General features: G+C 39.4%; 10 protein-coding genes and 1 other annotated feature. Of the genes, 2 read left to right on the forward strand and 8 right to left on the reverse strand.

Annotated elements, in window-relative coordinates; all coding sequences use genetic code 11:
• Nucleotides 1-227 precede the first annotated feature (227 nt).
• The 7 genes from pheT to JCM10991_RS16475 all read right to left on the reverse strand — a co-directional run bounded on the left by pheT (nt 228) and on the right by JCM10991_RS16475 (nt 7,347).
• Nucleotides 228-2,642: a phenylalanine--tRNA ligase subunit beta gene (pheT, locus tag JCM10991_RS10445; protein ID WP_025021444.1), complete on the reverse strand. Its 2,415-nt coding sequence runs from the start codon at nt 2,640-2,642 to the stop codon at nt 228-230.
• 6 nt (nt 2,643-2,648) lie between these two features.
• Nucleotides 2,649-3,695 carry a phenylalanine--tRNA ligase subunit alpha gene (pheS, locus tag JCM10991_RS10450; protein ID WP_023859466.1) on the reverse strand — a complete coding sequence of 349 codons (1,047 nt, stop codon included), beginning with the start codon at nt 3,693-3,695 and terminating at the stop codon, nt 2,649-2,651.
• Between the two features lie 51 nt (nt 3,696-3,746).
• Nucleotides 3,747-3,951 (reverse strand) — a binding site (T-box leader).
• A gap of 47 nt (nt 3,952-3,998) precedes the next feature.
• The gene (locus tag JCM10991_RS10455; protein WP_025021445.1) at nt 3,999-4,343 is read right to left on the reverse strand and encodes a winged helix-turn-helix transcriptional regulator; all 345 of its coding nucleotides are present in this window, start codon (nt 4,341-4,343) and stop codon (nt 3,999-4,001) included.
• Between the two features lie 86 nt (nt 4,344-4,429).
• Entirely contained in the window at nt 4,430-4,942 is a 513-nt protein-coding gene (locus tag JCM10991_RS10460; RefSeq protein WP_025021446.1) for an HD domain-containing protein, read from the reverse strand.
• Between the two features lie 110 nt (nt 4,943-5,052).
• Complete coding sequence (locus JCM10991_RS10465; protein ID WP_025021447.1) at nt 5,053-5,823, reverse strand: TrmH family RNA methyltransferase; 771 nt, start codon at nt 5,821-5,823, stop codon at nt 5,053-5,055.
• Between the two features lie 241 nt (nt 5,824-6,064).
• Entirely contained in the window at nt 6,065-7,081 is a 1,017-nt protein-coding gene (locus JCM10991_RS13775; protein WP_369384733.1) for a hemolysin family protein, read from the reverse strand.
• A gap of 38 nt (nt 7,082-7,119) precedes the next feature.
• Nucleotides 7,120-7,347, reverse strand: coding sequence for a CNNM domain-containing protein (locus JCM10991_RS16475; RefSeq protein ID WP_369384734.1), 228 nt, complete (start codon nt 7,345-7,347; stop codon nt 7,120-7,122).
• Nucleotides 7,348-7,787: 440 nt separating this feature from the next.
• Between JCM10991_RS16475 and JCM10991_RS15005 the strand changes: the two genes are divergently transcribed.
• Both JCM10991_RS15005 and JCM10991_RS10480 read left to right on the forward strand, forming a co-directional pair.
• Nucleotides 7,788-7,979 (forward strand): type II toxin-antitoxin system RelB/DinJ family antitoxin, encoded by a 192-nt coding sequence (locus JCM10991_RS15005; RefSeq protein WP_439645944.1) that lies wholly within the window; start codon nt 7,788-7,790, stop codon nt 7,977-7,979.
• A complete protein-coding gene (locus JCM10991_RS10480; protein WP_025021448.1) occupies nt 7,969-8,283 on the forward strand; it encodes a putative type II toxin-antitoxin system PemK/MazF family toxin in 315 nt (104 codons plus the stop codon). Before JCM10991_RS15005 ends, JCM10991_RS10480 begins: the two co-directional genes overlap by 11 nt.
• Before the next feature lie 376 nt (nt 8,284-8,659).
• On the opposite strand, the gene JCM10991_RS15440 is transcribed toward JCM10991_RS10480, so the two are convergent.
• Nucleotides 8,660-9,079: hypothetical protein (locus JCM10991_RS15440; protein WP_162149524.1), on the reverse strand; the 420-nt coding region annotated here is incomplete at its 5' end.

Below are 9,079 nucleotides of genomic sequence, written 5' to 3' on the forward strand. Positions count from 1 at the left end.
TATAATAAACCACCTACATTTTCAATCTTTCTATGGTTTAATTACAACGTATTTTTCGGTTAAATTCTACTTAATTCTATATTTTTACAAACAGTTAATCACTCCTGTTTACTTTATCCTAATCATTATACTAAAATTTGCCTGGAATTTCAGTAGTCTTTGAAAAAATTTGCTTTTCCTTACAAAAAGTCCCGACGTTTTTCATGTCGAGACTTTCACTAACACTTTTAACGTACCGTAACGTTAAATTCTTCCTTCAAAGCCTTTTCAATCTTAGCAAATGCCTGATTGACATCTTCATCAACCAAAGTCTTATCAGCATTTTGGAAGACTAGGCTATATGCCAAAGACTTGAGCCCTTTAGCCAAATGTTCTCCTTGATAAAGATCAAAGAGCTTGACTTCCTTGAGGTTCTTACCCCCGTTTTTCACAATGCAGTTGACTAGGTCTTGATTGTGAACATCACTATTAACTGCTAAGGCAATATCCCGACTCACAGCGGGGTACTTGGAGATTGGTTGGTAAATTTGAGCTAACTTGTCCAAACCTAAAATCTTATCCAAGTCTAATTCAAAAACATAAGTCCGCTTGAGTCGTAACTCCTTAAGCAAGTTAGGATGTACCTCTCCTACAAAACCAAGGTAAACATCACCAGCGTAAATATCCGCAGTCCGCCCTGGGTGCATTTCTTCGTGGGCGCCTGTAGCTTGATAAGTCACCCCGCTAACTCCTAAGGTGGTCAAGAGGTGTTCCACAATTCCCTTAGCCAAGAAGAAGTCGGCCGGTGTCTTGTGACCTTGCCAATCTGCGTGGTGGAAGAGTCCCGTCATCGCCCCGGCTAAGTGTTCGATTTCCGTTGGCCGGTCGCTACCGTCTTGGCGCAAGAAGACCCGGCCTTGTTCGTAAAGGGCTACATCTTCGTTCTTGCGGGCTACATTATAAGCTAAATCATCCAGTAAACCACTCAAAAGGTTCATTCGCGCCGTTGTGTGGTCGGAAGACATAGGGAAGTCTAACTCTGTAGCTTTCCCTGTATCTAACAGGAAGCGTTGCGCCTTGGCATAAGTGGTTAAACCGTAAGAGATAGCTTGGCTTAGACCACTGGCCTCCATAATTTGGCGCGCATCCCGAATTAACTTTTGCTTAGGTGTGTACTTACCTGGTGTGGCTTCATAAGTTGGTAAAGTTGTAGGAATATTATCGTAACCATAAATCCGTGCAACTTCTTCAACCAAGTCGGCATCAATTTCAATGTCCCAACGGCGGACGGGTACAGCCACAACTAGGCTTTCACCATTTTCAATCACACCAAAACCTAATTGACTGAAAATTTTAGCAACTTCAGTTTGGCTCAGACTCGTACCTAAAACGTGGTTGATACGAGTAGCCGTAATTTCAATTTCCCGATCGGCAGTGTCTACTTCGTTGGCTTGAGCCACCCCTGCTACCACTTGACCTTGGCCAAGTTCAGCAATCATCATAGCAGCTTTATCTAAAGCTTCACGAACAGTCGCCACGTTAATGCCCCGTTCAAACCGAACAGATGCTTCGGTGTGGAAATTTTCCCGGCGAGCGGTCTTACGCAACGTTTGTCCATCAAAGACCGCAGCTTCTAAGGCAACAGTTTGAGTCTTCTCTGTTACTTCGCTTTCTAAACCACCCATAATTCCGGCTAAGCCAACAGGCTTTTGACCATCAGTAATTACTAAGTCGCCAGTTTTTAATTCGTGATCTTCACCATCTAAAGTAACAAATTTTTCGCCGTCTTGTGCGCTACGCACCACAACTTGTTTATCAGTGGCAAAAGTTTGGTAATCAAAGGCATGTAAAGGTTGACCATATTCTAATAAAACATAGTTAGTCACGTCCACCACATTATTAATAGGACGAATACCGGCATTCCAAAGACGACTTTGAATCCAAAGTGGACTTGGTCCCACTTTAACATCCTTAATTACTCGCATTTGGTAAGTTGGCACTAAATCACTTGGAGCTTGAACACTCACATAGTTGGCCACTTGGTCATCACTAACTTCGGTAACCTTAACTTCAGGTAAAGTCACTTGACGATCGTACATAGCTGCCACTTCATAAGCAACCCCACGCATACTCAATAAATCCGCCCGATTAGGAGTGATATCCACGTCAATAATGTCTTCGTCCATCCCTAAGTATGAAAAGACTTCCTCACCAGGAGTGGCATCAGCAGGTAAGACATAAATTCCATCGGCATATTCTTTTGGTACCACACCTTCGGCGAAACCAAGTTCTTGTAAGGAACAAATCATTCCCATTGAAACAATGCCGCGCATCTTCCCCTTCTTAATCTTAGTGTGGCCCCCAATCCAAGAATTAGGTAAAGCAACAATAACTTTTTGGCCTTGGGCAATGTTAGGCGCCCCGCAAACAATTTGGTAAGGTTCTTCTTGCCCAACATCCACTTGACAAACATTCAAGTGGTCAGAATCTGGGTGAGGTTCCAGGCTTAAGACATGTCCCACAACTACTTTTTTTAAGCCATCTTGCATTTGGTAGTCACCGGCAATTTCCACCGCAGTCCGGGCAATTTTTTCCGCTAATTTTTCCCGATCTAAGTCCAAGACAGGTACATATTCATTTAACCATTTTGTTGAAACTTTCATTAAAAATTATCCTTTCTGATTAAATTGACTTAAGAAGCGTACATCATTGAGATAGAATTCGCGAATATCATCCACCCCATATTTCAGCATGGCAAAGCGATCGGGTCCTAAACCAAAGGCAAAGCCTCCGTAGACCTTAGAATCAATCCCAGCCATTTCTAAAACATTAGGGTGAACCATCCCACAACCTAATACTTCAATCCAACCAGTTTGCTTGCAGACATTACAGCCTTCTCCGCCACAACGGAAACAGGAAACATCAACTTCAGCAGATGGTTCTGTGAATGGGAAGTAAGAGGGACGAAGCCGAATTTCTCTTTCTTCCCCAAAGGCTGTCTTGGCGATTGCTTCCAAAGTCCCCTTGAGGTCAGCCATCGTGATGTGCTTGTCAATCACTAAACCTTCAATTTGGTGGAATTGATGGGAGTGCGTCGCATCATCCGTGTCGCGACGGTAGACTTTCCCAGGAGAAATCATCTTCAAAGGTCCCTTAGAAAAGTCATGTTTTTCCATGGTCCGAGCTTGCACGGGACTCGTTTGGGTCCGCATTAATAATTGCTTGGTAATGTAGAAAGTATCTTGCATATCACGAGCCGGGTGATCTTGAGGTAAGTTCAACATTTCAAAATTGTAGTGATCTTCTTCCACTTCAGGACCATCTACTACGGAGTAACCCATGCCTAAGAAGAGCTTTTCAATGTCGTCAATCACTTGCATCAATATATGTGGCTGCCCGGCTTTAATTGCGGTCCCAGGTAAAGTCACATCAATTCTTTCTTTTTCCAACTTCTTAGCCGTTTTGGCAATTTCGATTTCTTCCGTTTTTTTAGCAATTGCTTGGGTAAATTCATCACGAATCTTGTTAGCTAGACTTCCCACAACAGGGCGTTCTTCATTGGTAAGATCCTTCATTCCCCGTAAAATTTCCGTTAAAGCACCCTTTTTACCTAAAAGATTCACTCTTTGTGCATTAACTTCTTTAAGGTCTACGGCTTTTTGGATTTCTTCCAAATGCTTTTGGCGTAATTGTTCCAACTGTTCTTTTAAACCCATAATATCTTCCTTTCTAATTTTTAACGTCGATGGTAGCAAAAAAGCCCCATCAAAAGGGACGAGGCTTCGCGGTACCACCCTTGTTCCAATTCTATGTTAGAATTGGCACTTTCCTGCATAACGGCCAGTACCGAGTAGACCTTACAGTCTACTAACTTCGAAAGTGAAATTCACTGTTTTTCCAAGCGGACCTTTCCAGCTTCCAGTCCTTCTCTGACGAGGGCCAACAGCTACTAGCTTTCATCGACGCATTTCATAACTTACTTCAGTTTAAGCTTTCTCAACCCATCCGTCAAGTCCTAATTAACGACAGTCCTCTAAGGTATACCATTTATTTGCCCAGGCATGTGCATCTTCCATCACAGTAGCCAAGTCTCGACCTTGAGCTGTTAGTTGATAAAGCTCGCGACAACAACCTTCCCGGGTCGTTTTTTCTACAATACCTTCTTTTTCCAACTCTTTCAATCGTTCAACCATTACTCGATCACTGCACTTATTAACCTTAGAGGCAATGTCTTTAAAACGTTTGGGCTCATCAGATAATAAAACATCAATGATTAAACCATTCCACTTTTTTCCTAAAATGCTAAATGTTTTTTCAAATTTAGGACACATGTGGTATTCTTTTTTTTCTGCGACTGTTGCCATTCTATCACCTTTCCCTTTACGCATAAAAAAACCGGCTCGATAGACCGGTTTTCCCGATAGCATCTGCTAGTTTTATTTTACACCATTTACTTACTTTTTAAAAGCATAATTTTGCGAAATTTTTCTACTCTATGACCCATTTCCTCCACCAAGTGTTCGGAATATTCAGAAGTGGCCGCATATTTATCCACTAAGGAAACAATCAATCCTTCAACAGATTTTGGTGGGCAAACAGTCGCCCCAAACATATGGTGAATGATAATATCCTTTTCTAAAGATGTTAGAGTCGTAATTTTTTCCGCATTTCGCACGGCAATTCGAGGGTGAATCCAAGCATGAGTTCCCCGATCAAATTTAGTTGTCCGCCAATCGTAGTAAAATAGATCATGTAAAATCCCCGCACGTGCAATCGCCTTGGCATTCAAGTTAAACATTTTCGCTAACTTGTAGCTATAATAGGAAACAAAAATCACATGATTCAACCGCGTTGAAAAATGGTGTTGGGTGTAATTGGCTAACCTTTGTACTTCTGGCTGCGCTAATAATTCACCCACATAGGACATGTATTCCATATCGTTGCGCCAAGTTTCTTTGAGCATGCAACTACCTCGATTCTGTTAAACTTAGGTTTTTTCTACCTTGCTTCCTACTTCAAGTATACTACACAGATACTTCACAATCCAATGAAAGCGCTTATTTTTTAATAATCTTAAGCTTTTAACTGAAACATTAACACTCCGGCAGCAACCGCAACATTCAAGGACTCAGCATTGCCGGCTAAAGGAATATAGAGGTTTAAGGAAGTTTGCGCTAAGTGGTCAGCCCGCATACCGTTACCTTCATTTCCCATAATTAGGGCAAAGTCCTGGTGTTGTCCTACTTCACGAAAGTTGCGCGCCGCTTCATTTAATTCAGTACCAAATACGGGAAACTTCTGAGCCTGAAAAGCCGCTATCCATTCGCTTAAATTTCCAACATGTAACTGCAAATGGAACTGACTTCCTTGCATTGAACGCACAACCTTGGGTTGGTATAAATCAGCACTACCTTCTCCAAAGACCACCCCACTAAAACCCGCAGCATCCGCAGTTCGTACCATGGTCCCGATGTTACCAGGATCTTGAACACCGTCTAAGAAGAGCCAAGCCCCCGAAATATCTGCCAACTCAATATCTGTAGCTACCGGAATTTCCACCAAAGCAAAAATTCCTTGAGGACTAGGCGTTTCACTAAGCGCCTTGGCTACATTATCTGAAATTTGAATCATCTCACCCTTAAAATTAAACGCTGCTAACTCACTAGCATGTTTAAAATCGGCCACCACTAAAATAGTTGCAATTTTTTGATTGGCCAAGAGTGCTTCTTTGACCAAGTGCCAACCATCCAAAAGATATTGTCCTTGTTTTTGACGTTCTTTTTTCTTGGCCAATTTTTTCCATGCCTTGACCCGAGCATTGCTGGTCGCTGTAATTACTTCCATGCTTATAAACATTCCTTTCGCTATCGCTTAAGGACAACAACTTACAAAAGCGTTGTCTTCGTTGCGCTTTTATTCTAAAATCATAACCAATCACGGTGAAGTGAGTGTACGTCATTGTATCTCTCTATGCGTAACCTCGTTTGTGTAGGACAAGATAGTCAATACTCAATCCTAGAGGCTTTTGTAATTTAAAAAACCCTCCGTAGTACTGATTCCAGTATACAGAGGGAGCGCCTGATGGTTAATAAGTAACCCTAAATTTGTCCACGTGGGCACTTTCAAAATCAAGCGGCGTAATCGTGAACTTCCCAACTTGGTAAGCCTGATCCACTTCCAAATGATCATGATACTGTTCCATAATGAAACCATTTAAAGTTACGGCTTCACTGTCATCAAATTCTGGTAATTCTACATTAAAGTAGCGTTCAAAATCGTAAAGGGTAATCTTCCCTAAAACATCATACGATCCATCTTCGTTTTTGGTAACTTGATCGGCTGAAACATGGTCGGTTTCATCCCGAACAGAACCAAATAGCTCTTCATAAATATCCTTATCAGTTATAATCCCAGCTGTCCCACCAAATTCATCTTGAACAACCACAATCGGTACTTGTTCCTTAATCATCATACGTAAAATTTCTACAGAAGCTTGACCTTCATAAACATAAGGAATCATGCGTAAAATTTGTTTTACCGGTGTTTGAGGATTATTTCGCATACGTTTCATGATTTCGTAGGAATAAATATATCCTACAATTCTGTCCTTATCACCGTCTTCAACCACAGGGAAACGACTATATTTAGTTTGGAAGTACATTTCAGCCGCTTCCGCTACCGTAGCTTTACTATCAATCACCGTTAACTGAGTTCGGTCAATCATAATATCTTCCGCGACTTTATCATTCATATCAAAGGCTCGCTTCATATAAATTAAATCTTCTTTATCTAATTCCCCCGCCTCAGCTGCATCCTGAGATAAAGAAATTATTTCACTTTGCGAGTAGATATCTTCTGCTGGAGTTGCATTGAAGCCCAATAACTTCGTGAAAAAAATTGCCGCCCGATCAAACAACCAAACCAAAGGATAAAAGATAATGTGGAATATTTGTAAGGGTCTCACAATCGCTAGCAGTACTACTACTGGTTTATCAATCGCAATATTTTTGGGAACTAAGTCCGTAAAGACCGCGTGCAAGAAGGTGAAGATTAAAATCCCGATAACTGGTGCTACTTTACTTGCAATCGCGTGTGGTAGCAAGTGTGATTCTAAAATTAATTCGGTAATGTATTCTTCCCCTATCCACCTAAAATCAGGGATGTCAGCGTAATCCCAACTTGGGCCGTTGAGAGGTATTCCGTTAGCTTTTCGACTAACTTTTGCGCGGCGACCACATTTTTGGTTTGTTCCATTGTTTGTAATTCGGTGGGTCTCACCTTAACGAGGGAATATTCAGCCAAAGTAAAAATGGTTGCAATTCCCAAAATCAAAATAATAATGACTAGTTGCACTATGTCAGACTGCATTCAATTCATCACTCCATTTCGTATTTTCAATGCAGATATTATCCTAATTTTAGCATAGGAAAGTTATAAAGTATAGCGCTGAAGCCGTTTGATAGCTAAAACTTTTTGTAAGTAATACATTTTTATGGTTGATATAATGGGCTTTTCAATTTTTATACTTTAGGTTTCTATTTAAAAAAACTTGATTGACCGCCGATTGTTATCCATAGTTACTTTTAGCCTTTAGAAAGCCCTCAGCGCCGTGAATCTTGCCTAAATCTTCATCCCAGGTAACAAATTCTTCCTTATCTCTTCTCAAAAAACATAGAATGAAGTTTCTTATGATATAATATGAGTATAAAGTATCATGAGGTGATTATATATGACTACATCAACAAAAAAAAGTTCAAGTCAACATCAATCGCGAAGTTGCACTTGAAGCAGAAAATATAATAGCAGAAATTGGTCTGACTCCAACAGTAGTAATAAATAGTTTGTATAGAGAAATAATTAATACCGGTCGCATACCTTTAACGTTTGCTTTAACCCCCAGACAAAAGGCAATTATTGAACTTCAGGAGGCCGTTGAATCCATACCTACTAAAAAAGTAGAAACGCAAAAGGATTTAGAGGACTTTTTTGATGAAGATTAATGAAGTATACACTGCCTATATGTCATGGGGTAAGCAAGGAAAGAGAAGACCTGTCCTAATCCTTAAGACTAGGGCAGACTCTGTTGTTGTTTTCAAAATTACTACGAAATATAATAATAAGTCGGATTATATTAAGTCCAAATATTATAAAATCAGCGATTTAAAAGCAACAGGATTAAGTAAACAATCTTACATTGATACTATGTCTAAATACGAGCTTAGGCTAGATATGACTAAGTTTAAGCGGATCGGTCAGTTAAGTACTGAGGATATTTGGGGATTGAAACAATTTATTTCCAAATAACTAAGCAAAGAGATAGTTCAATTATTTTAAGAAGCTGCTTTACGGTGGCTTCTTTTTTGGTTAATTGCAATCATGAATAAATTATCCTTAGCATAGGATTTTTTCTAACTCAATTTTAGGAAGATTTCGGTGTATATAGATACTTATCAATTTCTTTAAAAAGCAGGTTAATATTAGTTTTTCTAACAATACCTTTTTCATCTAAAAATTGCTGCCAACTCTCAACAATACTATTTGTAGGATAAAATAAACCATCATTTTCTAATGAATATCACTAAACTATCCACATTAGGATATTTACTTTGGAAGTTATCAATAACATCATCTTTATCATCCTGTGTCATTGCCACTTTACCTGAAATAACATGTTCTGATGTTAATGAAAAAACAATAAATCATACTTTAATTTATACCTCTTCTTACTAATTTCAGTGGTTCGAGATAATACTTTGATATTCGCTTTTTTCTTGTCCCAGATTTCCTTTGTTTTTTCATATAAACTTAACTTTTTAAATTTCACTTTATTGTTTACTAAATCATATTCGTGGTTATTTTCTAAGCTTTCATCAATAACTATGTCATCTGAACTAGCCATTATTCCATCAATATCAATAATATGTACGATATCGCTAGGTCTAAACTTACTTTTCTTCATAAAACCTTCAAGAATTTCCCCTACCAATTTTTTTGCACTAGTCTGTTGTTTTCTAGGATTACTTAAAACATCGCCTTTGGTAACTTCAAATTGATATGTTTCATTTTTTCCACGAGGAAATTTTTCTTTCAAATATAAATC

It is taken from the genome of Ligilactobacillus equi DSM 15833 = JCM 10991 (assembly GCF_000615765.1).
In the GTDB taxonomy this organism is placed as follows: domain Bacteria; phylum Bacillota; class Bacilli; order Lactobacillales; family Lactobacillaceae; genus Ligilactobacillus; species Ligilactobacillus equi.

Excerpts from the sequence above, each read along its gene's own strand:
- pheT (WP_025021444.1), bottom strand. The coding sequence starts at position 2,642 with ATGAAAGTTTCAACAAAATGGTTAAATGAATATGTACCTGTCTTGGAC.
- pheS (WP_023859466.1), bottom strand. The coding sequence starts at position 3,695 with ATGGGTTTAAAAGAACAGTTGGAACAATTACGCCAAAAGCATTTGGAA.
- JCM10991_RS10455 (WP_025021445.1), bottom strand. The coding sequence starts at position 4,343 with ATGGCAACAGTCGCAGAAAAAAAAGAATACCACATGTGTCCTAAATTT.
- JCM10991_RS10460 (WP_025021446.1), bottom strand. The coding sequence starts at position 4,942 with ATGCTCAAAGAAACTTGGCGCAACGATATGGAATACATGTCCTATGTG.
- JCM10991_RS10465 (WP_025021447.1), bottom strand. The coding sequence starts at position 5,823 with ATGGAAGTAATTACAGCGACCAGCAATGCTCGGGTCAAGGCATGGAAA.
- JCM10991_RS16475 (WP_369384734.1), bottom strand. The coding sequence starts at position 7,347 with ATGCAGTCTGACATAGTGCAACTAGTCATTATTATTTTGATTTTGGGA.
- JCM10991_RS10480 (WP_025021448.1), top strand. The coding sequence starts at position 7,969 with ATGAAGATTAATGAAGTATACACTGCCTATATGTCATGGGGTAAGCAA.